The sequence below is a fragment of the Nonomuraea sp. NPDC003201 genome, from assembly GCF_053590415.1.
This window is the reverse complement of the sequence record NZ_JBSFTC010000057.1, coordinates 1-23332: the sequence shown is the minus strand read 5'-3', so window position 1 is coordinate 23332 and position 23332 is coordinate 1. Positions and strand designations below refer to the sequence as shown.

The following is a 23332-nucleotide window of genomic DNA, read 5'->3' as shown; positions in this document are numbered from 1 at the left end:
GGCGACGTCGATCGCCGGTGGATAATCGGGTCTGTGTCAACCCCCTACCTGCCTCCGGCCACCCAGCCCGTACGCGGCGTGGTCTGGGGGATCCACCTGGTACTGCCACTGCTGGGGCTCTGGCTGCTGCTGGCCCAGCCCCAGGTCAACATCATGTGGCACCACAACCTCAGCCACTTCTGGATGATCATCACGGTGGCCGGGATCAACGTGGTCCTCGGAGTGATGATCAGCGAGGCGTCGCGGCGCCGCCAGGACGCCCGGCTGTTCCTCGTGTCCATGGTCTTCCTGAGCAGCGCCGGCTTCTTCTTCATGCACGGCCTGGCCACGCCGCAGATCATCCTGCCGATCGGCTCGCTGGGCTTCGACGTGGGCCAGCAGGTGGGGCTCTCCGTCGCGGCGGCGTTCGCGTTCGCCTCGGCGCTGCCGCTGGGCGACGCGGCGGCCAGGAAGGTCCTGGACGCCCAGCACTTCATCCGCGCGGTGCTGTTCGGCTTCATGCTCATCTGGGGCGTCACGTCGCTGGTCCCGGGGCTGACGCGGCTCAGCGAGCCGCCGCTGGCGTCCCCGGTCGACTGGCTGGCCTGGGCGTCGATCCCCGGCGTCCTGCTGTACGGCGCGGCGAGCGTGATGATGTTCCTGCTGCACCGCAAGCGCCCGTCGGCCATGCTGATCAGCCTGATCACGGCGTACGCGCTGCTGGCCGAGGCCATGGTCGCCGGGATGTCGCAGCTCAACTGGCATCTGTCCTGGTGGGAGTGGCACCTGCTGCTCACGCTGGCCTTCGTCTTCGTGGCGTACAGCGCCTACCTGCAGTTCAGGCGGGAGGGGTCGAGCGCGGGCCTGTTCGACTCGGTGACGCTGGCGGCGACCGTGCGGCGCATCCAGCAGGACTACGACAAGGCCCTTGAGGAGCTGGTCGAGCACGTACGGCGGGGCGAGCCGCTGGCCGCGGCCCGGCTGTCGGGCAAGTTCCGGCTGAACGAGAGCCAGGTCGCGGTGCTCGACCGGGCGGGCGAGGCGCTGGCCAACGAGCGCGAGCTGTCCGGGCGGCTGTCCGCCATGGTGGCCGTGAGCGCCCAGACCCGGGTGGGCCTGCCCGAGGACCAGCTCCTGGCCACGGCCCTGGACCGGGTGCGGCAGGCGTACGGCGACGTGAAGATCGGCCTGGTCGCGGAGGGCAGGACGGAGATCGGCTCGCGCGAGTACGAGTTCGCCGACAACGAGCCCATCAGGCGCGACAACCTGCTGGCCTTCCCCCTGACGGTCAAGGGCCACCTGGCGGGCGTGCTGGAGGTGCCCGTCGGGCGCACCCAGCAGGACGAGGCGCTGGCCGCCACGCTGGCCGGGCAGCTGTCGATCTCCCTGGAGAACGCCCGCCTCTACCAGGAGCTCGACACGCTCTTCCGGCAGTACATGTCGCCCGACGTGGCCAACGCCCTGCTGGCCGACCCGGCGCAGGCCGCGCTGGGCGGCGAGCTGAAGGAGCTGACCGCGCTCTTCGCCGACCTCAAGGGCTTCACGACGTTCTCCGAGAAGGTCACGCCGGGCGAGATCGTCGAGATGCTCAACCGCTACCACACGGCCGCCGTCCCCTGCATCCTCAACAACGGCGGCACGATCGTGCAGTTCGTCGGCGACGCGCTGCTGGCCCTGTTCAACGCGCCCGCAGCCCAGGCGGGCCACGCGCGGGCCGCCTGCAAGGCCGCGCTGGAGATGCAGCGGGCCGCCGCCGAGGTGGCCGAGGAGATGGCGTGGAAGCGGGTGGACGACGTCCCGTGGCCGACGTTCAGGGTGGGCGTCAACACCGGCCCCGCGCTGGTCGGCAACATCGGCAGCCCGGAGCTGCGCGGCTTCAACGCGATGGGCGACTGCGTGAACGTGGCCGCCAGGCTCGAGGGCATCGCCGAGCCGGGCACGGTCGTCATCGGCGAGACGACGCTCCGGCAACTGGGACGTGGCGCGTCGGTGAACCCTCTGGGCCCGCTCAACCTCAAGGGCAAGGAAGAGCTCGTCAATGCGTATGTTCTGACTGATTTGCAATAGAAGGGTGACTCCCGTACCGCCATAATCGGGCGCATGGAGCCAGAGTCCGGCGAGTTTCTGTCCATGCTCACCGAGGAGGAGGTCGCGGCCCTGCGCGCGGCCGGTCGCCCGCGACGCTGGGATCGCGGCACGACCGTGATCAACGAGGGCGACACGTCCGACTGGGTCCTCGTGCTGACGGATGGCCGGGTCAAGTGCTCGTCGCACACGAGCGCCGGCACCGAGGTGGTGCTGGCCGTGCGCGGCCCCGGCGCGCTGCTCGGGGAGATGTCGGCCATCGACGGATCGCCCCGCTCGGCCACGGTGACCGCGCTGGAGCCGATCTCGGGCATCGTGGTGCGGGACTTCTCCTCGTTCCTGGAGTCCCACGGGCGCATCGCCGTGCTGCTCATGCAGCTCGTCACCGGCAGGCTGCGGGACGCGGACAGGAAACGCATCGAGTACGGCGCGTTCGACACCACGGGCCGGGTCGCGACGCGCCTGCTGGAACTCGCCGACCGCTACGGCGAGAAGACCAACAGCGGGGTGCGCGTGGCGCTGCCCCTGTCGCAGGACGAGCTGGCCGGCTGGACGGGCGCCTCCCGCGAGGCGGTCAGCAAGGCGCTGCGCACGCTGCGCGACCGGGGGCTCATCGAGACCGGGCGGCGGCGCGTGGTCATCCACGACCTCGACGGCCTGCGCAAGAGGGCCCGCTAGATCCCGCCCGCCAGATCCGGTACGTACGCCGTACGTCATAGTGGAGGGCATGGTCGCGGTCATTCCTCACGACGCCAGCCGCTTACGCTACGCCTGGCAGGTCTGCGCGGTCACCAGCCTGGGGCTGGTCCTCATCGGCATCGCCGGCAGCACGCTCAACGTCGCGCTCCCGACGGTCGTGCGGCACTTCCACGCCAACGCCCTGGAGTCGGGGTGGATCCTCCTGGCGTTCCTGCTGGTGAACACCGCGAGCCTGGTCTTCTTCGGCCGGGTGGCGGACCTGCTGGGCAGGCGGGAGGTCTACCTGACGGGGTTCGCGATCTTCACGGTGGCCTCGCTGCTGGCCGGGCTGTCGCCGAGCGTGTGGTTCCTGATCGCGATGCGGGTGCTGCAGGCGATCGGGGCGGCGATGATCCTGGCGAACGGCACGGTGATCATCACGGACGCGTTCCCGCCGGACCGGCTGAGCCAGGGCATGGGCGTCTACATCGGCACGCTGTCGGTGGCGCAGCTGGCCGGGCCCACGCTGGGCGGGCTGATCGCGGAGACCGCGGGCTGGCAGTGGATCTTCTGGGTGAACGTGCCCGCCGGGCTGGCCGCGCTGACCGTGGGGGCGGTGATCCTGCGCAGGATGCCCAGGCGGCCGAAGGAGCCCGTGGACGCGCTGGGCAACGTGCTGGTGTTCGCGGCGCTGACGGCGGTGCTGCTGGCGCTGTCGGAGACGGGCTCGGCGGGGCTGACCAGCCCCGTGGTGCTGACGGGTGCGGCGGTCTTCCTGGTGCTGCTGCCGCTGATCGCGCTGGCCGAGCGGCGCTCCTCGAACCCGGTGCTGGACCTGCGGCTGTTCGGCGGGCGGCTGCTGGCCTACGCGAATCTGGCCTCGTTCTGCAACGCCCTGGCCCGCTCTGCGCTGATCCTGGTGGTGGCGCTGTACTTCCAGGCGGCCAGGGGGGTCGACGCGTTCACGGCGGGGCTGAGCGTGCTGCCGGTGCCCGTCGGGATCGGGCTGGCCTCGCCGATCGTGGGCCTGCTGGGGCGGCGGGTGTCGCCGTACGCGCTGTCCATCGGCGGGGCGGTGCTCAGCGCTCTCGGGCTCGGGACGCTGATGCTGACCGCCGATCCCGCCACGCCGTACTGGGTGATCGGGATCGGCCTGTTCGTGGCCGGCTGCGGCAGCGGAACGTTCCTGACCGGCAACACCACCCAGGTCATGCGGGCGCTGCCGACCGGCAGCCTGGGCGTGGTCAACGGGTTCCGCGTCATGATCATGAACGTCGGCATCGTGATCAGCGTCGGCCTGTCGCTCAGCGTCCTGACCGCCTCCGTGGGGCCCGGGCTGCGGGCCCAGGTGTACGCGGGCACGCTGTCCAGGCTGTCGCCGGTGGCGGTGGGACAGCTCATGGACGGCTTCCAGCGCGCGTACGCCGCGCTCTTCGCCGTGGCCCTCACGGGCGCGCTGCTCGCGGCCCTGGCGCGTCCTCAGAGGGCGGTGGCGAGCCTGGACTCCACGTCGCGGTAGCGGGAGACCGGGATGAGGTGGACGCCGTCGAAGGCGCCCGAGTCGCGCAGGGCGAGCACCTGCTCGCAGGCCGCCTCGACGCCGGCCATGCGGTCCGCGGCCACCTTCGCGATCAGGTCCTCCGGCAGGTCGATGTCGGGGATGGCGGCGGTCAGCATCCTGGCGTGGCGCTCGCTGGCCAGGACCATGACGCCCGCGTAGACCGGCACGTCCACCGGGTGGGTCTCGCGCCAGCGCAGCTGCGCCTCCAGCGAGAAGCCGACCTGAAGGAACAGGAAGTCGGCCGCGCGCTTCCACGCGGGCAGCGAGCGCATCGAGGCCGCCGCGCCCAGCCGCATGCCCGGCGAGAACTCCCGGGCCTCCTCGATCATCGAGCGCACGGTGAGGTCGCTGGTCCGGTTGCCGCTCGTGGGCTTGTCCCCATATACGAACAGGAACTGGTCCACCCCGTAGGCCGCCGCCGTGAGCAGGTCACGGCGGAAGCCCAGCAGGTTGCGGTCGCGCGAGTTGAGGCAGGCGATGCCGCGCCCGCCCATGGCCTCGACCTCGTGCGCCACCGCCACGCTCGACACCGTCGCGCGCCCGATGTGGTTGTCGGGGATGAGGAACGAGTGGGCGATCTTGCTCATGGTGCCGATCTGGTGCCTGACGTGCTTCAGATCGGGCTTGGTGGGAGGTTCGATCTCGCAGATCAGCTCAAAGGGCATGATCGAGACTCTAACCTTTGGGCGCGAGCGCCTCTATGCCGCTGAGCACCAGATCGACGCCGAACGTGTCGTACAACCCCGGCTCCGTCCCCCTCACCAGCGGTGAGGCCATCTCGACCAGGTGCGGGTACGTCTCCTCGGGCAGCGACCGCAGGCCCGCCAGCTTGGTCCTGAGCGCATCCGGGTTGACGGTCTTGACGTGCACGGGGGCGTCGGCGATGGCGATGGCGCTCTGCAGCAGATATTTGCTGATCAGGCAGCTCTCGTCGACGCCGAACCCGGCGCTGCGGGCCAGGCCGAGCGCCTGGTCCCAGACGGCCAGGAAGTTCGGCACCTCGACGGGGTCGATCTGCTCGATCACGCTCTTGGCGCAGGGATGCGCGCGCAGCGTCCTGATCAGCCCCTCGATCAGGTCGCGGAACTGCTCCTGCCACGGGCGCTCGTCGGCCTGCTTGGGCGCGAAGCCGCCGATCAGGTGGTCGGCCATGCCGACGAGCAGCTGGTCCTTGTTCTTGTAGTGCCAGTAGAGGGCCATCGGGGTCACGCCCAGGTCCGTGGCCAGGCGCCGGATCGTCACGGTGTCGAGCCCTTCGGCGTCACCGATCTCCAGCGCCCGCTCCGCGATCGCCTGCGCGGTCAGTTTTCCCATCACGGTTGACAACTATACGCCGTACAAGTTCAACTATACGACGTACAAGTACGGCGTATAGGAGGAGATGTCCGTGCGGTGGTGGGCGTTGGTCGCGGTGACCTTGGGCACATTCATGACTTACTTGGACAACAACGTCGGCAATGTCGCGTTGCCGACGATCCAGCGGGAGCTCGGGCTGACGATCTCGGGTCTCGAATGGATCGTGAGCTCGTACATCCTGGTCTTCGCCGGGCTGATGCTGGTCGGCGGCCGGCTGGCGGACGTGTTCGGGGCCCGCAGGGTGTTCCTCGGCGGGCTGGCGGTCTTCACGCTGGCCTCGCTGGCGGCCGGGCTGGCCACGTCCGGCGCGGCGCTGATCGCCGCGCGGGCCGTGCAAGGGGTGGGGGCGGCGCTGCTCACGCCCACCGCGCTCACGCTGATCAGCCAGATCTTCCCCGACGCCGGCGAGCGCGGCAGGGCCGTGGGCATCTGGAGCGCCGCGGGGGCGCTCTCCATGGCGCTCGGGCCGATCACGGGCGGCTTCATCAGCCAGAACCTGCACTGGGGCTGGATCTACCTGATCAACGTGCCGATCGGCGTGGTGACGTTCGGCCTGGGGATGTGGGCGGTCAGGCCCGCGTTCACCCGCGTGCGGCACCGGATCGACCTGCCCGGGCTGGCCACTTCCGCCCTCGCCCTGTTCGCTCTGACATATGCGCTCATCGAGGGTGCGAGCGCCGGGTGGACCTCGCCGGAGATCCTGACCGCGTTCGGCGTGTTCGCGGCGGCGGCCGTGGCGTTCGTGCTGGTCGAGGCGCGGGCCGCCGAGCCGATGATCGCGATCTCGCTCTTCAGGTCCAGGGTGTTCAGCGGCGGGCTGCTCACCAGCGGCATCTGGTCGTTCGGCGTGTTCGGGATCTACTTCTTCAGCGCCCTGTGGCTGCAGAACGTGCTCGGCTTCTCCCCCACCCAGGCGGGCGCGTCGTTCGTGCCGATGGCCCTGGTCATGGCCGTGATCGCGATCCTGTCGCAGCGGATCAGCGCGCGCATCGGCATCGGCCGCACGGTGGCGCTGGGGATGGCGCTCATGGGCACGGCGATCTACCTGCTCTCCGGCGTGGGCGCCGGCGCCGACTACACCGACGTGGCCCCCTGGTTCCTGCTGTACGGGCTGGGCGGCGGCATGCTCGTGCCCCTGACGGCCGCGATCCTCGGCGGCATGCCCCAGGGCAGGTCGGGCGTGGCCTCGGGCGTCCTGAACGTGTCACGCGAGGTGTTCGGGCTGCTCGGCATCACCGTGCTGGGGGCGATCCTGAGCGCCAGGCAGAGCGGCAGCGACCGGGCGCCGCTGCTCGCCTTCCTGGACGCGTACCAGTTCACGCTGGTCATCGCGGCCGTCGTGGTGCTGGCGGCGATCCCGGTCGCCCTCTACTCGCTGCAGGCCCGTCGCGAGACCCGGCGCGACGACGAACCTCAGGCCATGGCCACCGTCGGCTCGTCGAACTGAGTGCGGTAGAGCTCCTCGTAGCGGCCCTCGGCGGCGAGCAGGTCGGCGTGCGTGCCCCGCTCGACCACGAGCCCGTCCTCGATCACGAGGATGAGGTCGGCGGCGCGGATCGTGGAGAGCCGGTGCGCGATCACCACGGCGGTCCTGCCTTCGAGCGCCTCCCCGAGCGCTGCCTGCACGGCCGCCTCGGAGGTGGAGTCGAGCGCCGCCGTGGCCTCGTCCAGGATGACCACCCGGGGCCTGGCCAGCAGCAGCCGGGCGATCGTCAGCCGCTGGCGCTCGCCGCCCGACAGGCGGTAGCCGCGCTCCCCCACGACCGTGTCGAGCCCGTCGGGCAGCGACTCGATCAGGGTGGCCAGCCTGGCCCTGGTGAGGGCGTCCCAGATGTCGTCCTCGCTCGCCTCGGGCCTGGCCAGCAGCAGGTTCGCCCTGATCGTTTCGTGGAAGAGGTGGCCGTCCTGGGTGACCATGCCGAGCGTGTCGCGCAGCGAGTCGGCGGTCAGGTCGCGTACGTCCACGCCGCCGAGCCGGACGGCGCCGGAGTCGACGTCGTACAGCCTGGGCAGGAGCTGGGCGATCGTGGACTTGCCCGCGCCGGACGAGCCGACCAGCGCCACCATCTGGCCGGGTTCGGCCCGGAACGAGACGCCGTGCAGCACCTCGACGCCGCCGCGCGAGTCGAGCGTGGCGACCTCCTCCAGCGAGGCGAGCGAGACCTTGTCGGCCGAGGGGTAGGCGAAGCGGACGTCGTCGAACTCGACGGAGACCGGGCCCTCCGGGACCTCGCGGGCGTCGGGCTTCTCCTTGATGAGCGGTTCGAGGTCGAGCACCTCGAAGACGCGCTCGAAGCTGACGACCGCGCTCATGACGTCCACGCGGGCGCTGGCGAGTGCGGTCAGGGGCGCGTACAGGCGGGTGAGCAGCATGGCCATCGACACGAGCGCGCCGGGCGCGAGCTGGTCGCGCAGGGCGTAGAAGCCGCCGAGGCCGTACACGAGCGCCAGGGCCAGCGCCGAGACCAGCGTCAGCGCGGTGACGAAGGCCGACTGGGTCATGGCGGAGCGCACGCCGATGTCGCGCACCCGCCTGGCCCGGTGGGCGAACTCGGCCGATTCGTGCGCGGGCCGGCCGAACAGCTTGACCAGCGTCGCGCCGGGCGCCGAGAAGCGCTCGGTCATCTGCGTGCCCATGGCCGCGTTGTGGTCGGCCGCCTCGCGCCGCAGCCTGGCGATCCGGGAGCCCATCCGCCGGGCGGGCAGCACGAAGACCGGGAGCAGCAGGAGCGCGAGCAGCGTGATCTGCCAGGAGATGCCGATCATGGCGATGAGCGTCAGCACGAGCGTCACGACGTTGCCCGCCACGCCGGACAGGGTGTCGGTGAACGCCCGCTGCGCCCCGATCACGTCGTTGTTCAGGCGGCTGACCAGCGCGCCGGTGCGCGTCCTCATGAAGAACGCGACGGGCATCTTCTGCACGTGGTCGAAGACGGCCGTACGCAGGTCGAGGATCAGGTCCTCGCCCAGGCCCGCGGACAACCACCGGTTGAGCAGCCCGAGCCCCGCCTCCGCGAGGGCCAGGCCCGCGATCGCGAGCGCCACCACCACGACCACGTCGAGCGGCTCGCTGTTGAAGATGGCGTCCACCACCCGGCCCGCGAGCAGCGGGGACCCCACCGCCAGGCCAGCCATCACCACGCTGAGCACCAGGAACAGCGTCAATTTCCGCCGGTGCGGGCGCGCGAACCCGCCGATACGCCGGAGCGTCGCCCTGGAGACAGGGCGACGCTCCTTCTGGTTGTTCATCGAGTACAGCTGGTGCCAGGCGGTCATCTCCATGCTCATGGCATGGAACGGTATTGCCTCAAGTTAACTTGAGGTCAAGCGCCGATCTTCTTGCCCTGGCCGTGCCAGACCACCGCGACCGACGGACGCGGCTGGTCGCCGTCGGGCCAGTGGCTGCTGGGGTTGTCGGGGTTCGCGCCGTCGGTCTCGCCGGGGTGCTGCACCGCGACGAAGACGCTGCGCTGGTCCGCGGTCACCAGCGGGCCGCAGGTCTCCGCGCCGAACGGGACGGTGAGGAACTGGCGCAGGTGGCCGCGCTCCTTGCCGCGCACGGGCATCACGAACATGCCGTCGTTGCTGCCCAGCTGGTTGCCGTCCGTGGCGATCCACAGGTTGCCGTCACGGTCGAACGCCACGTTGTCCGGGCACGAGATCGGCGAGACCTTGGTCTTGTCGTAGCCGGCGAAGTAGGTGCCGGGGTCGTTCGGGTCGCCGCAGACCAGCGGGAGCGACCACGCGAACGTCTTCTCGCCCGCGTCGTCGCGCCGCTCGACGATCTCCAGGATGTGGCCGTGCTTGTTCGAGGGGCGCGGGTTGGCCTCGTCCACCTGGGCCGCGGTGCGGTTGGTGTTGTTGGTGAGCGCCACGTACACGGCGCCGGTGACCGGGTTGCGCTCCATGTCCTCCGGGCGGTCCATCTTGGTCGCGCCCACCTTGTCGGCGGCCAGGCGGGTGTAGACCAGGACCTCGACGGCGGTCATGCCGTCCACGTACGACTTGTCGCCCGAGACCAGCGGGATCCACTCGCCCGAGCCGTCGAACTCGCCGTCGGAGGGCAGCTTGCCGCTCCCGTCGATCTCGGAGGCGGGGCTGTCGCCGGTGAACTTGGCCACGTACAGGGTGCCCTCGTCCAGCAGCGTCCGGTTGTGCCGGTCGAAGCCGGGGATGTAGCGGTTCTTGGAGACGAACTTGTAGATGTACTCGGAGCGCGAGTCGTCACCCATGTACACGACCAGGCGGCCGTCGCGGGCCAGCGTGGTGTTGGCGGCCTCGTGCTTGAAGCGCCCGAGCGCGGTCCGCTTGATCGGCGTGGAGTCGGGGTCGAACGGGTCGATCTCCACGATCCAGCCGAACCGGTTGGCCTCCTGCGGGTGCTTGGCCAGGTCGAAGCGCTCCTCCACCCGGTCGAACCGGCGGCTGCCCGACGGGGTGCCGGTGGTGATGGTGTAGCGGGTGATGTACGGCTTCTGCGCCGCGGGCACCTTGTCGCCGTTGACGAAGTACTGGTCGAAGTTCTCCTCGGCGGTCAGCACGGTGCCCCAGGGGGTGGTGCCGCCCGAGCAGTTGTTCAGCATGCCGACGGGGGTGCGCCCCTCGGGGTCGGCGGCCGTCTTGAGCAGGTCGCTGCCGGCCGCGGGGCCGGAGAACTTCATCGTGGTCTGGGCGGTGATGCGGCGGTTGTAGCGGCGGCGGCCCTTGGTGACCAGCTTCCACTCGCCCGCGCCGGCCCGCTCGATCTCCACGACCGAGCCGCCGTGCGCGGCCAGCGCGATCTTGATCTGCTCCTCGGTCGCGGCGGCGCCGCCGGTGTAACCGCGGAACATCAGGGCCTCGTTGGTGTACTCGTGGTTCACCCACAGCAGGGCGCGGTCACGGCCCATCGGCAGGAGCATGACGTAGTCGCAGTTGTAGCCGAACTGCTTGGCCTGCGCGTCCGCGCTCTGGTTGTTGAAGTCGAAAGCGGGGGCGTCGGGCAGCACGGGGTCGCCCCAGCGCACGACCACGGACGAGCGGTAGCCATCGGGGATGGTCAGCTTGTCGTCCTTGTTCGGCGCGACCGGGGTGAACCGGAGGTCGCCGGAATTCCCGCCCCGGGCGAGCTCAGCGGCCTGCGCCTCGGGGTCGTCGGCCATGGCCGGCACGGCCCCCGCGATCCCCGCGCCCGCCACGAGGGCGCCGAGCGCGCCGGCGCGCAGCACGCCGCGGCGTGACAGCGCCTCCTTCACCACATCGCCGAAATAAGCGTTGCCACTGGTGTTCGCCACGTCATGCGCGCACGCGTTCCCGCAGCGGAACTGACACGTCATCGCGGAGCGACCGCCCTTGTGCGGGGTGGAAATCAGCGGCAGCAGCCGCCCGCCCGCGTTCCGGTTCGCCACAGATCCTCCATATTTGTGCGCGGTTGTACGGCGGGGAGGCTACGGCCGTTGTCAAAACCGGAGGTGAACGATGACCTCCGTCTCGATGAACGCTGCCAGGGAGACAATGGTGGGGTGCCACCACGCAAACTGGATCAAGAGAAGCTGAGGGCGGCGCTCGACGCCCAGCTCGTCGCCCTCGACGAGCCCGCCTACGACGGTCCCGCGTCGTCACTGCCCGACGCGCTCGTGGCCGCCGTGCTGGCCGCCTACGACCGGGGGCTCGAGCCCGAGCGCGCCGCGGCCAGGCAGGCGGTGCGCCACCTGCTCGACCGGCTGGCGACCGCCGCGCCCGGCAGGACCGTGGAGGTGCGCGTGCCGCCGTACGCCGCCGTCCAGGCCGTCGAGGGCCCCCGCCACACCCGGGGCACGCCGCCGAACGTGGTCGAGATGGACGGCCGCACCTGGATGGAGCTGGCCCTGGGCCGCCTCACCTGGGCGGAGGCGATGGCGAAGAACCTGGTGTCCGCCAGCGGGTCGCGGGCGGACCTGTCAGAGCACCTGCCGCTCCAGCCTTCCTAGCCGCGGGTGCCGCTCATCCAGGGGAACTTGTCCTGGACGCACTTGTCCACGAGCGGGCTGGGCAGGTGCGCGCACTCCTGCACCACGTGCCAGAACCAGAGCGCCACGATCGCGAAGAGCACCAGCGAGAGCCCGCTGATCACGATACCGGCGATCGCGCGGCCCTTGCCGGCGCGCTTGGCGAGCGCCACGCAGCCGAAGACGATCGACAGGATGGCGGTGATCAGGCCCGTGAAGCAGACGAAGACCAGAAAGGGGCTGGCCACGCCCAGCACCAGCGACGCCGTGGCCAGACCGCTGCCCGGCTGGGCCTGCTGGTAGGAGACGCCGTAGGGCGGCGGGCCGTAGCCGGGCGGGCCGCCGTACGGGCTGGACGGCGTCGTGCCGGGGACGGTCGGCTCCTGGCCCGGTGGCGGGGCGGCGTACCCGCCCGGGGTGCCGCCGCCGGGCGGCCCCTGGTCCGGCGGCGGGGGCGGGTAGGGCCGCTGGTCGTCCTGTTCGTAGCGGGACGGCGCCGGCCTGGCCGGCGGCTCCCCCTGGGCGGCCCCCCAGCCCGGGTAGGTCGGGGTGGCCCCGGGGATCTGGTACGCCTGGGTCGCCTCGGCGTCGCCCTCCGCCGGCGGCAGGACCTGGGTCTCTTCAGCGTCGCCCCCGGTGGGCGGCGGGGGCTGGGCCTCCTCGGCACCGCGCTGGGCCTGCTCGGCGTCGCCTCCCGTGGGCGGCGGGGTCTCGGGTGAGGTGGGCAGGTCGGGATGGGTCGGCTCGCCGCCCGGCCTGGGCTCGTGCGTGGGCGGCACGTCGGGCGGGGGCACCACAGGCGGCACGGGAGCGATCGGCTCCTCGCCCTCCTGGGCGGGCTCCCGCCGCTCCTCCTCCGGCTCGCCGTCGCGCCACCACTCAGGCGCGTGCCGGCCGGGCTCTTCCTCTTCCGGACGACCTTCGCGCGGGCCCTGGCCCGGGCGGGGCTCGTTCGGGTCCTCAGGTGTGGTCATGCGTCTCCCCGACGGCTCAATTGCCGGACACTTCACCCTTTCGCGGAGAGGGTCGGCTAAACCACGCGACACGGTAAAAGGCTTCCGATACTTGGGTCACCATGCGCCAAAACCGCAGGCGGCGGGCAAGATGGGTGCATGCTGGAGGAGACCCTGACGTACGCGCTGATCAAGGTCATGAAGGCGCACCGCAACCAGTTGGCCGCCGAGCTGGGCCCGCTCGGGCTGCACGCCGGGCAGGAGCTGCTGCTCAACCAGCTGTGGCGGCAGGACGGCCTCTGCCAGGGCGAGCTCATCACCAGGCTCGGCGTCGAGCCGCCCACCGTCACGAAGACCCTCCAGCGCCTGGAGCGCGCCGGGCTCGTCCGCCGCGCGCCCGACCCCGGCCGGGCGCGGGTGACCCGCGTCTACCTCACGGACGCGGGCAAGGCGCTGGAGCAGCCGGTGGAGGACATCTGGAACCGGCTGGACGAGGAGCTCCTGCGCGGCTTCGACGCCGAGGAGCGCACCCTGCTGGCCCGGCTCGTACGCGCCATCACCCATTAGTCGTTTCACTCTCAGCGAAACCACCTTGCGACCAGGGCAGCCTCTCCAGTTAGCTGGCTAATTAGTCGGCTAACTAGAGAGGATCGTCTCCATGCACGTACTGATCACGGGTGGCTCGTCGGGCATCGGCGCCGCCACCGCGCTCGCGTACGCCAAGGCCGGGGCGCGCGTCACGATCACCTACAACACGGGCGCGGACCGGGCGGCCGGGGTCGTCAAGCGGATCGAGGAGGAGGGCGGCCAGGCCGCGGCCGTACACCTGGACCTGGAGGACCACGCGACCATCGCGCCCGCGGTCGCCCAGGCGGGCGAGGTGGACGCCCTGGTGGCCAACGCCGTCCGCTGGGGCACCATCATGCCCAACAGCGTGCCTTTCGAGGGTGTGCCCGCGGCCGAGTGGTCGGCGGTCATGCACGCCAACGTGGTGGCCAACGCCCTGCTCGTGCAGGCCGTGCTGCCGGGGATGCGGCACAGGGGGTTCGGACGGATCGTGTTCGTCTCGTCGGGCGCGGGCGAGGAGGGGCTGCCGGGGCCGGGCGCGTACGGCACCGCCAAGATGGCCCTGCACGGCATGGCCCGCGCGCTGGCCTGGGACGCCGGCAAGGACGGCATCCTGGTGAACGTGGCCGTCGCCGGGCTCACGCTGACCGAGCGGGAACGCCCGGTGTCGCAGGAGGTGCTGGACGCCATCGCGGCCCGCACGCCCACCCGCAGGCTGTCCACCGCGGACGACCTGGCCGCGCTGATCCTCTTCCTCGGATCCGCGGCGAACCGAAACCTCACCGGAGAGATCATCCGGGACGGTTCAAATGCGGGCAGATCCAGCCACGTCGCCTGATATCGCCCCCGAGTGTGCGAGCACAGAAGCGGCCGACCTAAACTGAGGCATGTGCTGAAGGGCGACGGCCGGCTCGGCCATGACCTGGACCTCGATGACCGCGCGCCTAAAGACGCCTGTGGCGTCTTCGGCGTCTGGGCTCCAGGCGAGGAAGTTTCCAAACTCACCTACTACGGGCTGTACGCGTTGCAGCACCGCGGCCAGGAGTCCGCGGGCATCGCGGTCAGCGAGGGCAGCCGCATTCTCGTCTACAAGGACATGGGCCTGGTCGCCCAGGTCTTCGACGAGTCGGTGCTCAGCACCCTGCGCGGCCACCTGGCCATCGGCCACTGCCGCTACTCCACCACCGGATCGAGCGTGTGGGAGAACGCGCAGCCCACGCTGAGCTCCACCGACGTCGGCGGCCTCGCGCTCGCCCACAACGGCAACCTGATCAACACCCCGGAGCTGGCCCAGCGCCTGGCTCCGGGCTCCACCCGCGCGACGACCGACACCGAGGTCCTGACCACGCTGCTCGCGCAGGACCGCACCCGTACCATCGAGGACTCGGCGGCGGAGCTGCTCCCGCAGGTCAAGGGCGCCTACTCGCTGGTGTTCATGGACGAGAAGACGCTCTACGCGGCCCGCGACCCGCAGGGCATCCGCCCGCTGGTCCTGGGCCGGCTGGAGCGCGGCTGGGTGGTGGCCTCCGAGACGGCCGCGCTCGACATCGTGGGCGCCACGTTCGTCCGCGAGATCGAGCCGGGCGAGCTGCTGACCATCGACGAGCGCGGCGTCAGGTCGCGCCGCTTCGCGCTGGCCGAGCCCAAGGGCTGCCTCTTCGAGTACGTCTACCTCGCCCGCCCCGACACCACCATCGCCGGGCGCGGCGTCCAGGTCACCAGGGTCGAGGTGGGCCGCGTGCTGGCCCGCGAACACCCGGTGGAGGCCGACCTGGTCATCCCCACGCCCGAGTCCGGCACTCCGGCGGCCGTCGGCTACGCCGAGGAGAGCGGGATCCCCTACGGGCAGGGCCTGGTCAAGAACTCCTACGTGGGCCGCACGTTCATCCAGCCCTCGCAGACCATCCGCCAGCTCGGCATCCGGCTGAAGCTCAACCCGCTGCGCGAGGTGGTCGCGGGCAAGCGGCTGGTGGTCGTGGACGACTCGATCGTGCGCGGCAACACCCAGCGGGCCATCGTCAAGATGCTGCGCGAGGCCGGGGCCAAGGAGGTGCACGTACGCATCTCCTCGCCGCCCGTGGCCTGGCCGTGCTTCTACGGCATCGACTTCGCCACCAGGGCCGAGCTGATCGCCGGGTCGCTGTCGGTCGAGGAGATCCGCGCCTCGCTCGGCGCCGACTCGCTCGGCTACATCTCCCTGGAGGGCCTGACCAAGGCCACCACCATCCCCGCCGACCGCCTGTGCAGGGCCTGCTTCGACGGCTCCTACCCGATCCCCATCGACCAGGACAACGTGGGCAAGTTCGTGTTGGAGAGCAAAGCGTGAGCACTTACGAGGCCGCGGGCGTCGACATCGAGGCGGGCGAGCGTGCCGTCGACCTGATGAAGAGCAAGGTGGCGCGCTCGCGGCGGCCCGAGGTGGTCGACGACGCCAGCGGGTTCGCCGGGCTGTTCGACGCCTCGGCCCTCCTGCGTTACGAGCGGCCGCTGCTCGCCACCTCGACCGACGGCGTCGGCACCAAGGTCATGATCGCCCAGCGGTACGGCAAGCACGACACCATCGGCATCGACCTGGTCGGCATGGTCCTCGACGACCTGGTGGTGTGCGGGGCCGAGCCGCTGTTCATGACCGACTACATCGCCTGCGGGAAGGTGGTGCCCGAGCGCGTCGCCGAGATCGTCGGCGGCGTGGCCGAGGGCTGCCGCCTGGCCGGGGCCGCGCTGGTGGGCGGCGAGACGGCCGAGCACCCCGGGGCCATGGGGCCGGACGAGTACGACCTGGCGGGCGCCGGGACGGGCGTCGTCGAGGCCTCCGCCATGCTGGGATCCTCCCGGGTCGTGGCGGGTGACGTGGTGCTGGGGCTGGCGTCCTCCGGGATCCACTCCAACGGCTACTCCCTGGTACGCCACGTGCTCCGCGAGGCCTCCCTGTCGCTCGACGCCGTCCTGCCCGAGCTGGGGCGGCCGCTGGGCGAGGAGCTGCTGGAGCCGACCCGGATCTACTCCCTCGACTGCCTGGAGCTGGCCAGGACCGTCGACGTGCACGCCTACGCGCACATCACCGGCGGCGGCATCGAGGGCAACCTGTCACGGTCGCTGCCGGGCCATCTCGACGCCGTGCTGGACCGGGCCTCCTGGACGCCGCCCGCCGTTTTCGGGGTGCTCGCCGGGCACGGGCAGATCGCCCAGAAGGATATGGACCGCACGTTCAACCTCGGCGTCGGGATGGCGGCCATCGTGGCCGCCGACTCGGCGGACGAGGCCGTCAGGGTGCTGGGGGCACGCGGGCTGGACGCCTGGGTGCTCGGGGAAGTGGTGCCGGGCGAGGGCCGCGCCCGCTACCGGTAGCCGTTCTCAGATCCCCAGCTTGGCGGCGATGCCGTCGAGGACGTACTCGAGGCCGGTCTCGAACCGCCAGAGCACGTCGTCCTTGCGGGTGGCCGTCATCAGGTAGCCCTCGAAGGTGGGGTAGCGCCCGGTCTGGATGTGCCAGGTCATCTGCGGGGCGAGCTCACTGCGCAGCTCGCCCCCGTCGGCCCAGCCCTGCTGGTCCATGAAGCTCTGCACGGCGATCTCGTACGCCATGGCGCCGTTGGCGTAGGCGTCCACGGCGCGGAACACGCTCATCGTGGTGTCGGGGTCGAGCCCCGATCCGGCCAGGGCCGACAGGGAGCGTTCGGTGACGGCCATGCGGCGCGGGGTGAGCGCGAGCATGGCCTGCGGGGACAGCTGAGCCAGCCACGGGTGCCGCAGCATCATCTCGCGGGTGCCGTGCCCCAGCGCGCGCATCGTCTCGCGCCAGCCGAGTCCCTCGGGCAGTCGCAGCTCCTCGTAGACGTGGTCGACCATCAGCTCCAGCAGCTCGTCCTTGCCTGACACGTACCGGTAGGGCGCCATGGGCGCGACGCCCAGCTCGGTGGCCAGGCGGCGCATGGTGACCGCGTCCAGGCCCTCGGCGTCGGCGATCCCGACCGCGGCCGTGGCGATGCGCTGCGGCGAGAGGGTCTGCCGCGGGGCGGGGGCCGGACGTTCCAGGCGCGCCCAGAGCGGTTCGCGCGGTTTGTCTTTCTCGACGGCCATGTGGCTCCCCTTCCGTGTTCCGATACAGCGTATCCGAAGTGGACAACGTACATTCGCGTGTGTACGTTGTATCTCGCTGGATACGACGTACACAAATGGAGTCCTCATGAACGACAGCCCGCTCAAGGTCGCGGTCATCCTCGGGAGCACCCGCGACGGCCGCCTCGGCACGGTCGTGAGCAACTGGATCGTCGGCCTGCTCGGCCAGCGCGGCGACATGGAAGCCGACCTGATCGACCTGGTCGAGACGCCGCTGCCGACCGTCTTCCCGGTCCTCGGCGAGCCCCCGGCCTCCCAGGAGGCCAGAGACCTGCTGGCCGCGGTGTCACCGCGGATGGCGGCGGCCGACGCCTTCGTGATCGTCACGCCGGAGTACAACCACAGCTTCCCGGCCGCGCTGAAGAACGCCATCGACTGGCACGGCCCCGAGTGGCACGCCAAGCCGGTCGCCTTCGTCTCCTACGGCGCCTTCTCCGCCGGTTTGCGCGCGGTCGAGCAGCTGCGCCTGGTCCTGGCCGAGCTGCACGCGGTCACCATCCGCGACGGGGTCGGCTTCCAGCGCGTCTGGGAGCAGTTCGACGGCGAGGGCAGGACGGTCGACCCGGCCGTCGAGCCCGCCGCCAAGGTGATGCTGGACCGGCTCGCCTGGTGGGCGCAGGCCCTGCGCGAGGCCAAGGCCGTCCGGCCGTACGCGGCGTGACGCGCCATGACCCGATCTCTTTACGTCGGCGTGTTCGGCCTGCTGCTCGGCATGTTCCTGGCCATGCTGGACGGCCTGATCGTGGGCACCGCGCTGCCCACGATCGCGGGCGACCTCGGCGGCCTGGACCGCCTGCCCTGGGTCGTGACCGCCTACATGCTCGCCGCCGCGGCCACCACCCCGATCTGGGGCAAGGTCGGCGACCTGTTCGGCCGCAAGGCGACCTTCATCGGCGCGATCGCGCTCTTCCTGGCCGGGTCGGGACTGGCCGGACTGTCGCAGGACATGGGCCAGCTCATCGCCTTCCGCGCCGTGCAGGGGCTCGGCGCGGGTGGGCTCATGGTCGGGGCGCTGGCCATCATCGGCGTGCTCGTACCGCCCCGTGAGAGCGGCCGGCTGCAGTCGATGATCGGCGTCATCATGCCGATCGCGTACGTCGGCGGGCCGCTCCTCGGCGGCCTGCTCACCGACTACCTGAGCTGGCGCTGGACCTTCTACGTCAACCTGCCCGTCGGCGCCGTGGCGCTGCTGATCATCTCCACCCGGATCCACCTCCCGCCCGCCGAACGCGTCAAGCCCCGCATCGACTACGGCGGCGCGGCCCTGCTCACCACCGCCATCGTGGCCCTGACCCTGCTGGCCGGCTGGGCGGGCACCGCGTACGCCTGGACCTCGCCCCAGGTCCTCGCCCTGGGCGCGCTCTCCGTGCTCACCCTGGCCGGATTCGTCGCCGTCGAACGCCGGGCCGCCGAACCGGTCATCCCGCCCCGGCTGTTCACCGACCGCGGCTTCACCCTGGCCCAGGTCCTCAGCTTCCTCGTCGGCGCTGCCATGGTCAGCGTGACCAACTACCTGCCCCAGTACATGCAGTTCGTCCAGGGCGCCTCGCCCGCGGCGGCCGGCATGCTGCTGCTGCCGCTGATGTTCGGCATGCTCGCCGCGCAACTGGTCACCGGCCGGCTCATCAGCCGCGACGGCCGCTACCGCCGCTATCCGATCCTCGGCGGCGCGCTCATGACCGCCGGATCCCTGGCCCTGCTCCTGCTCGACGCCTCCACCCCCGCGCCGGCCGCCTCGGCGCTCACCCTCGTCATCGGGACGGGGATCGGCCTGGTGATGCAGAGCACCACGCTCATCACGATCAACGGCGCCGACCCGCGCGACATGGGCGCCGCCAGCGGCACCGTCACCCTGCTGCGCACCGTCGGCGGATCGCTGGGCATCGCCGTGCTCGGCACCCTGTACGCGGCCCGGATGCGCACCCACCTGACCACCCGCCTCGGCCCCGGCCAGGCCGAACGGCTGGAGCGGAGCGGCGAGCTGACACCCGGATCGCTGCCCCGCCTGCCCGCCCCCGTGGCCGACGCCGTCCGCGAGGCCGTCACCAGCGGCCTGCACGCACTCCTCATCGGCGCCGCGGCTCTCGCGGCGATCTCGTTCGCGATCGCCTGGCTCATCCGCGAGACCCCGCTCCGCACCGAAACCCCACCCCAGCCCGACTCCGAACCGGCGGGCCTGCCCCGGAAAGCCTGAGCCGGAAATTCCCGCAGTGGGAGGAAGCGGGACCGGTCTCGGTGCGGCTATTGGCGCTTTCTCAACCGTCGGGCTCGTGCAGTCTCACATCCGGGATCTCAGCACGTCGACCTCGCAGCCTGGCGAGAACGGGTCGAAGCCGTGCTCGACCAGCCAGCGGACCGCCAGCAGGCTTCGCAGCGACCACCACGCGCGGATCACATCGAGGTCCACGTCGGCGCCGTAGCCGGCGACGACGTCGCCAAGGCGCTCCTCGTGTCCGAGCGTCAAGATGGCGAGGTCGAACAGGGCATCGCCCTGGCTCGCCTCGGACCAGTCGATCACGCCGGTGATCTCGTCACCGTCGACGAACACGTGAGTGATCTGCAGGTCGCCGTGCGTGAACACCGGCGTCCACGGCCGGAGCGCAGCCTCCGCGATCCGGCGGTTACGCGTGACCAGGTCGGCGGGAAGGACACCGTTCGCCACGAGCCACTCGCATTCGCCGTCGAGGCGCGATGCGATCTCATCGAGGCTCCGACCCGGCCATGGCGGCAGTGGCGCGTCGTGCAGCACCCGTACGGCGGCACCCGCCGCCGCCCACGCCGCCGACGACGCGGTCGACGGCTCGCCGAGGCGGCCGAGTGCCGTGCCTGGGAGGGCGGCGAGCGCGAGCACGGGCGGCTTGCGCCACAGGACCTCCGGAGTCGGGATCGGCGCCATGGCCATCGCCTCGACCTCGACGTCAGTGCGCACCTGATCGGTGTCGATCTTCAGGAACACGTCACCGACGCGCAGGGTCGCTCGCTCGCTATGGGCGACGACGACCTCGACCTCCTCCACGTCGGCGATTATCGCGGGGATGACCACCGACGTCACCGGGTTTATCTTCTTGTCCGATGCCCTGGCGCCACTAGCACAGCAGAAACACGCGAGCTAGTACCGGTAATGAGCGCCAGGTGCTGGGGCGTCGTTGCCAGTTGAATGGTGCTGATCGTGTTCGGCCGGCGATTGGGGGGCAAGGTGGCACAGCCGGTCGAGTCCGCAGGCTCTGGACCGAGGGACAGAAACTGCGGGAGAGGTCAGACGGCCTTCCATCCCGTGCATTGGTTGTTCGTTCCTGAAGGCCGCCAACAGAACCTGACATCGGTGGGGTTGGACCTTAGGGAGTGGTTGTAGCACAGGCCGCTGAGAGTGGGCGCGTCATAACGGATGAGAGTGCCGCCGCTGTACCTTACCGTGCCCCAGACGTCTGAATCGGGCCAGCTCCCGAGAATCCTGCAGACATTCAGGTTCGCGTGGTTGGAACTGATCTCCGCGAAGCCCCATGTGTTTCCCACTCTTAACGTGTGCGCTTCTGCAGGTGCGGTCATGGCTATGGCCGTCGCGGCCGTAGCGATGGCCACTTTCCCTATGCGCATGATTTTCGTAGGCATGGTGGTCTCCTTCTCCGGTTCCAACAGCGCACACGCATGTCGGCTTCTGGTGACCCGAAAACCGGGCTGACTGCAGTTTCGCCTCCGGAAAGGGCCTGGACGAGGGCGGCCTCCGGACATTCACCGGACATTTCACAGTGCTGGTGCTGTGAACGGATATGATCACCGGGGCGGGTGAGGACTCAGGCCGCCAGAGCCCGGAGCCGGCCGCCGCAGCGCACGCCCTTCTCGGCGCGGCTCGATCAACGCCCACTGCTCGTCGGATAAGACCGACCGGCAAATGGATCACCTTCAGGCGTCCTGGCCCTGTTCGAGGCTGGGCGGCACAGAACGAGCTCATGCCTCCAGGCTGAGGGCGGAGTTCATGGTTGAGCAGGCCCGGCGCAAGAGCGCGGGCAGTTCGCCCGGTGTGCAGTCGGGCAGCCATTGGTCCAGAGCGCAGCGCCACGTGGCCACGAAGAACTCGATGAGGAGCCGCAGTTCGAGACGGTTCTGTCCGTCAAGTCGGCACGCGATCTCGGCTTGGACTTCGGCGCAGTGCCGCAGCGTGTGCCCGTCGAGTGCGGGTGAGTCGGCGATCAGCCGGAGCGTGAGCGGGAAGCGCCGGTACCAGTCCTCGTCCATGCGCTCCAGGGTGGTCAGCATGGCGGCGAGGAAGACATCGGCCAGCGGCCCGGACTTCTCGATGCCGTCCAAGACTTCGAGGTAGGTCTCCCAGAGCTGCTTGACGGCGGTGAGTGCCACGTCCTCCTTGGAGCGGAAGTTGCGGAAGAAGGTCCGCCGGGACACCTCCACCTGCTCCAGCAGCGCGTCCAGCGGAGTGTTGTCGAATCCGCGTTCGCCGAAGAGCGTGAGGGCGGTGTCGATCAGTGCCTGGCGAGTACGCAGCTTTTTGCGTTCGCGCAGGGTGACAGGGTGTTCAACGGTCGTCATCGCCATCACTGTACCAAGTACCGCCGAAGTCACGCATATGCTCTACTAGAGCAAACGCCACACTATGGCACTTTATGGAAAGGGAGTCCTCCTGTGCGTGCACTCGTTGTGGATCACACCTCACCTGGACACTTGTCACTGACGGATGTCCCTGCCCCGCAACCCGCCGCCCACGAGGCGCTCGTGCGGGTCGAGGCGGTCTCGCTGAACTTCGGTGAAGTCCATGAGGCCGTCCGTCCGGAGATGCCGGACGGCACCGTGCTCGGATGGGACGCGGCCGGCGTGGTCGTCCAGGCGGCCGCCGACGGTTCGGGTCCGGCCGAGGGAGAGAGGGTTGTCACCCTCGGAGGAGAGGCCGGCTGGGCCGAGTTGCGGGCTGTACCCGCCGCCCTGCTCGGCACCGCGCCAAGGGACGCCGATCTCGGCGCGTTGAGCACCGTTCCCGTGGCCGGGCTGAGCGCCCTGCACGCGCTACGTCGGATGGGATCGCTGCTCGGTCGCCGCGTGATGGTCACCGGTGCTTCCGGCGGCGTCGGCCGCTACGCCGTCCAGTTGGCCGCCCGCGCCGGCGCGCACGTCGTCGCCATCAGCCGGAGCACCGCTCAGGCGGACGGGCTGCGAGCCCTGGGCGCCCACGAGGTCCACCCGGAGCCGGCCGCCGTGCAGCAGCCCGTGTCGGCCGTCCTTGACAACGTCGGCGGACATCACCTCGTCGACGCCTTCGCCTCCCTGTCGGCCGGCGGCAGCCTCATCAGCGTAGGCCGCTCCTCCGAGGCCGACGCGGTGCTGTCACCGGATGCCCTGCTGGGCACCGGGGGACGGCACGACCGGTCGATCCGCACGTTCTTCCTCTTCGGCGACCCCACCACCGACTTCTCTGCGGATCTGACCTGGCTGGCCGGAGAGATCGCCGCAGGCAGCCTCGATCCGGGCATCAGCTGGCGCGGCCCCTGGACTCGCCACGCCGAGGCGGTCAAGGTTCTGCTCGACCGTCGCCTCCACGGCAAAGCCGTCCTCGATCTCACGTAGCCGGCTCAACCTCCGTCCGTGCCGTACGACGCTGATGGAGGTCAAAGACGGGCTGCGACCGACGACCAGACGGGCACGCGCTTGAATGATCATGGACGTGCACCTGCCGACAGGTGGTAACGCTACAAATCCGCACAATTACACTACGGCATCGCGAACATCAACTCGCGCAACGCCCTCTCACTTCGCCTGGCCTGCACGAACGATCGACGATGCTTTATGTCCCCGTATCGCCACGCCTTCGAACCCGCTTCACGGCCGACGACATGCCCATGGGGAACGCGGCCCACAGCCGGGGGAGCGCGAGGCGGCCTGCCGGGGATCGGGGCGAAGCCCCGATCCCCCATCAGCACGCCCGCGCGTCAGCGAGGACCGCGCCTTCGGGGGATCGAAAGGGGGCTCGCCCCAATGCCGCTTAGTTAAGGGCTTTGGTGGTGATTGTGAGGGTGTAAGCGATCTTGCCTGGGGGCGGCGGGTCGCCGGGTTTCTTGCGGGCG

General features: G+C 70.5%; 20 protein-coding genes. 12 read left to right on the top strand and 8 right to left on the bottom strand.

The features are described 5' to 3' along the window. Positions 1–33 precede the first annotated feature (33 nt). Genes ACWDX9_RS21765 through ACWDX9_RS21755 form a run of 3 tightly spaced genes read left to right on the top strand, consistent with a single transcriptional unit; the run spans position 34 to position 4261 of the window. A complete protein-coding gene (locus ACWDX9_RS21765; protein WP_449956708.1) occupies positions 34–2046 on the top strand; it encodes an adenylate/guanylate cyclase domain-containing protein in 2013 nt (670 codons plus the stop codon). A 33-nt stretch (positions 2047–2079) separates the two neighbouring features. Beyond that, positions 2080–2742, top strand: a complete 663-nt coding sequence (locus ACWDX9_RS21760; protein ID WP_364261071.1) for a Crp/Fnr family transcriptional regulator — start codon at positions 2080–2082, stop codon at positions 2740–2742. A gap of 49 nt (positions 2743–2791) precedes the next feature. Beyond that, positions 2792–4261 (top strand): MFS transporter, encoded by a 1470-nt coding sequence (locus tag ACWDX9_RS21755; protein WP_355207748.1) that lies wholly within the window; start codon positions 2792–2794, stop codon positions 4259–4261. On the opposite strand, the gene ACWDX9_RS21750 is transcribed toward ACWDX9_RS21755, so the two are convergent. Then, positions 4222–4968, bottom strand: coding sequence for a methylenetetrahydrofolate reductase (locus ACWDX9_RS21750; protein ID WP_449956705.1), 747 nt, complete (start codon positions 4966–4968; stop codon positions 4222–4224). The genes ACWDX9_RS21755 and ACWDX9_RS21750 overlap by 40 nt on opposite strands. Before the next feature lie 10 nt (positions 4969–4978). Next, positions 4979–5617: a TetR/AcrR family transcriptional regulator gene (locus ACWDX9_RS21745; RefSeq protein ID WP_350737639.1), complete on the bottom strand. Its 639-nt coding sequence runs from the start codon at positions 5615–5617 to the stop codon at positions 4979–4981. 67 nt (positions 5618–5684) lie between these two features. On the opposite strand from ACWDX9_RS21745, the gene ACWDX9_RS21740 reads away from it, so the two are divergent. Continuing rightward, a complete protein-coding gene (locus tag ACWDX9_RS21740) occupies positions 5685–7106 on the top strand; it encodes an MFS transporter (protein ID WP_449956702.1) in 1422 nt (473 codons plus the stop codon). Here ACWDX9_RS21740 and ACWDX9_RS21735 read toward each other — a convergent pair. Next, the gene (locus ACWDX9_RS21735; protein ID WP_449956699.1) at positions 7073–8947 is read right to left on the bottom strand and encodes an ABC transporter ATP-binding protein; all 1875 of its coding nucleotides are present in this window, start codon (positions 8945–8947) and stop codon (positions 7073–7075) included. The two genes, ACWDX9_RS21740 and ACWDX9_RS21735, sit on opposite strands and share 34 nt — an antisense overlap. Before the next feature lie 35 nt (positions 8948–8982). Further along, positions 8983–11046, bottom strand: a complete 2064-nt coding sequence (locus tag ACWDX9_RS21730; RefSeq protein WP_449956697.1) for a PhoX family protein — start codon at positions 11044–11046, stop codon at positions 8983–8985. A 114-nt stretch (positions 11047–11160) separates the two neighbouring features. Here ACWDX9_RS21730 and ACWDX9_RS21725 point away from each other — a divergent pair, with 114 nt between their 5' ends. Then, positions 11161–11607 (top strand): sterol carrier family protein, encoded by a 447-nt coding sequence (locus ACWDX9_RS21725; protein ID WP_449956694.1) that lies wholly within the window; start codon positions 11161–11163, stop codon positions 11605–11607. Here the strand turns inward: ACWDX9_RS21725 and ACWDX9_RS21720 are convergent. Further along, positions 11604–12599 (bottom strand): DUF4190 domain-containing protein, encoded by a 996-nt coding sequence (locus ACWDX9_RS21720; RefSeq protein WP_449956691.1) that lies wholly within the window; start codon positions 12597–12599, stop codon positions 11604–11606. The genes ACWDX9_RS21725 and ACWDX9_RS21720 overlap by 4 nt on opposite strands. Positions 12600–12737: 138 nt before the next feature. On the opposite strand from ACWDX9_RS21720, the gene ACWDX9_RS21715 reads away from it, so the two are divergent. The 4 genes from ACWDX9_RS21715 (at position 12738) to purM (ending at position 16493) form a co-directional block, all read left to right on the top strand. Continuing rightward, entirely contained in the window at positions 12738–13145 is a 408-nt protein-coding gene (locus ACWDX9_RS21715) for a MarR family winged helix-turn-helix transcriptional regulator (protein ID WP_449956688.1), read from the top strand. Positions 13146–13236: 91 nt separating this feature from the next. Then, entirely contained in the window at positions 13237–13983 is a 747-nt protein-coding gene (locus tag ACWDX9_RS21710) for an SDR family NAD(P)-dependent oxidoreductase (protein WP_364261094.1), read from the top strand. 51 nt (positions 13984–14034) lie between these two features. Next, positions 14035–15471 carry an amidophosphoribosyltransferase gene (gene purF, locus ACWDX9_RS21705; RefSeq protein WP_449956684.1) on the top strand — a complete coding sequence of 479 codons (1437 nt, stop codon included), beginning with the start codon at positions 14035–14037 and terminating at the stop codon, positions 15469–15471. After that, a complete protein-coding gene (gene purM / locus ACWDX9_RS21700; RefSeq protein ID WP_449956682.1) occupies positions 15468–16493 on the top strand; it encodes a phosphoribosylformylglycinamidine cyclo-ligase in 1026 nt (341 codons plus the stop codon). The genes purF and purM overlap by 4 nt, the downstream gene beginning before the upstream one ends. 6 nt (positions 16494–16499) lie before the next feature. On the opposite strand, the gene ACWDX9_RS21695 is transcribed toward purM, so the two are convergent. Further along, the gene (locus ACWDX9_RS21695) at positions 16500–17225 is read right to left on the bottom strand and encodes a TetR/AcrR family transcriptional regulator C-terminal domain-containing protein (protein ID WP_363983968.1); all 726 of its coding nucleotides are present in this window, start codon (positions 17223–17225) and stop codon (positions 16500–16502) included. 106 nt (positions 17226–17331) lie between these two features. On the opposite strand from ACWDX9_RS21695, the gene ACWDX9_RS21690 reads away from it, so the two are divergent. Then, entirely contained in the window at positions 17332–17925 is a 594-nt protein-coding gene (locus tag ACWDX9_RS21690; protein ID WP_449956679.1) for an NADPH-dependent FMN reductase, read from the top strand. A gap of 6 nt (positions 17926–17931) precedes the next feature. Next, positions 17932–19458 (top strand): MDR family MFS transporter, encoded by a 1527-nt coding sequence (locus ACWDX9_RS21685; RefSeq protein ID WP_449956676.1) that lies wholly within the window; start codon positions 17932–17934, stop codon positions 19456–19458. 84 nt (positions 19459–19542) lie between these two features. Here ACWDX9_RS21685 and ACWDX9_RS21680 read toward each other — a convergent pair whose 3' ends face one another. Both ACWDX9_RS21680 and ACWDX9_RS21675 read right to left on the bottom strand, forming a co-directional pair. Then, complete coding sequence (locus ACWDX9_RS21680) at positions 19543–20280, bottom strand: phosphotransferase family protein (protein ID WP_449956674.1); 738 nt, start codon at positions 20278–20280, stop codon at positions 19543–19545. Between the two features lie 929 nt (positions 20281–21209). Then, the gene (locus ACWDX9_RS21675; RefSeq protein ID WP_449956671.1) at positions 21210–21806 is read right to left on the bottom strand and encodes a TetR/AcrR family transcriptional regulator; all 597 of its coding nucleotides are present in this window, start codon (positions 21804–21806) and stop codon (positions 21210–21212) included. Between the two features lie 132 nt (positions 21807–21938). On the opposite strand from ACWDX9_RS21675, the gene ACWDX9_RS21670 reads away from it, so the two are divergent. Further along, positions 21939–22835, top strand: a complete 897-nt coding sequence (locus ACWDX9_RS21670; protein WP_449956668.1) for a zinc-binding dehydrogenase — start codon at positions 21939–21941, stop codon at positions 22833–22835. Positions 22836–23332 lie beyond the last annotated feature (497 nt).

Bases quoted from the DNA above. Each gene is read 5' to 3' on its own strand.
- ACWDX9_RS21760 (WP_364261071.1), top strand. From the start codon at position 2,080: ATGGAGCCAGAGTCCGGCGAGTTTCTGTCCATGCTCACCGAGGAGGAG.
- ACWDX9_RS21755 (WP_355207748.1), top strand. From the start codon at position 2,792: ATGGTCGCGGTCATTCCTCACGACGCCAGCCGCTTACGCTACGCCTGG.
- ACWDX9_RS21750 (WP_449956705.1), bottom strand. From the start codon at position 4,968: ATGCCCTTTGAGCTGATCTGCGAGATCGAACCTCCCACCAAGCCCGAT.
- ACWDX9_RS21745 (WP_350737639.1), bottom strand. From the start codon at position 5,617: ATGGGAAAACTGACCGCGCAGGCGATCGCGGAGCGGGCGCTGGAGATC.
- ACWDX9_RS21740 (WP_449956702.1), top strand. From the start codon at position 5,685: ATGTCCGTGCGGTGGTGGGCGTTGGTCGCGGTGACCTTGGGCACATTC.
- ACWDX9_RS21735 (WP_449956699.1), bottom strand. From the start codon at position 8,947: ATGAGCATGGAGATGACCGCCTGGCACCAGCTGTACTCGATGAACAAC.
- ACWDX9_RS21720 (WP_449956691.1), bottom strand. From the start codon at position 12,599: ATGACCACACCTGAGGACCCGAACGAGCCCCGCCCGGGCCAGGGCCCG.
- ACWDX9_RS21715 (WP_449956688.1), top strand. From the start codon at position 12,738: ATGCTGGAGGAGACCCTGACGTACGCGCTGATCAAGGTCATGAAGGCG.
- ACWDX9_RS21710 (WP_364261094.1), top strand. From the start codon at position 13,237: ATGCACGTACTGATCACGGGTGGCTCGTCGGGCATCGGCGCCGCCACC.
- ACWDX9_RS21695 (WP_363983968.1), bottom strand. From the start codon at position 17,225: ATGGCCGTCGAGAAAGACAAACCGCGCGAACCGCTCTGGGCGCGCCTG.
- ACWDX9_RS21690 (WP_449956679.1), top strand. From the start codon at position 17,332: ATGAACGACAGCCCGCTCAAGGTCGCGGTCATCCTCGGGAGCACCCGC.
- ACWDX9_RS21685 (WP_449956676.1), top strand. From the start codon at position 17,932: ATGACCCGATCTCTTTACGTCGGCGTGTTCGGCCTGCTGCTCGGCATG.
- ACWDX9_RS21675 (WP_449956671.1), bottom strand. From the start codon at position 21,806: ATGACGACCGTTGAACACCCTGTCACCCTGCGCGAACGCAAAAAGCTG.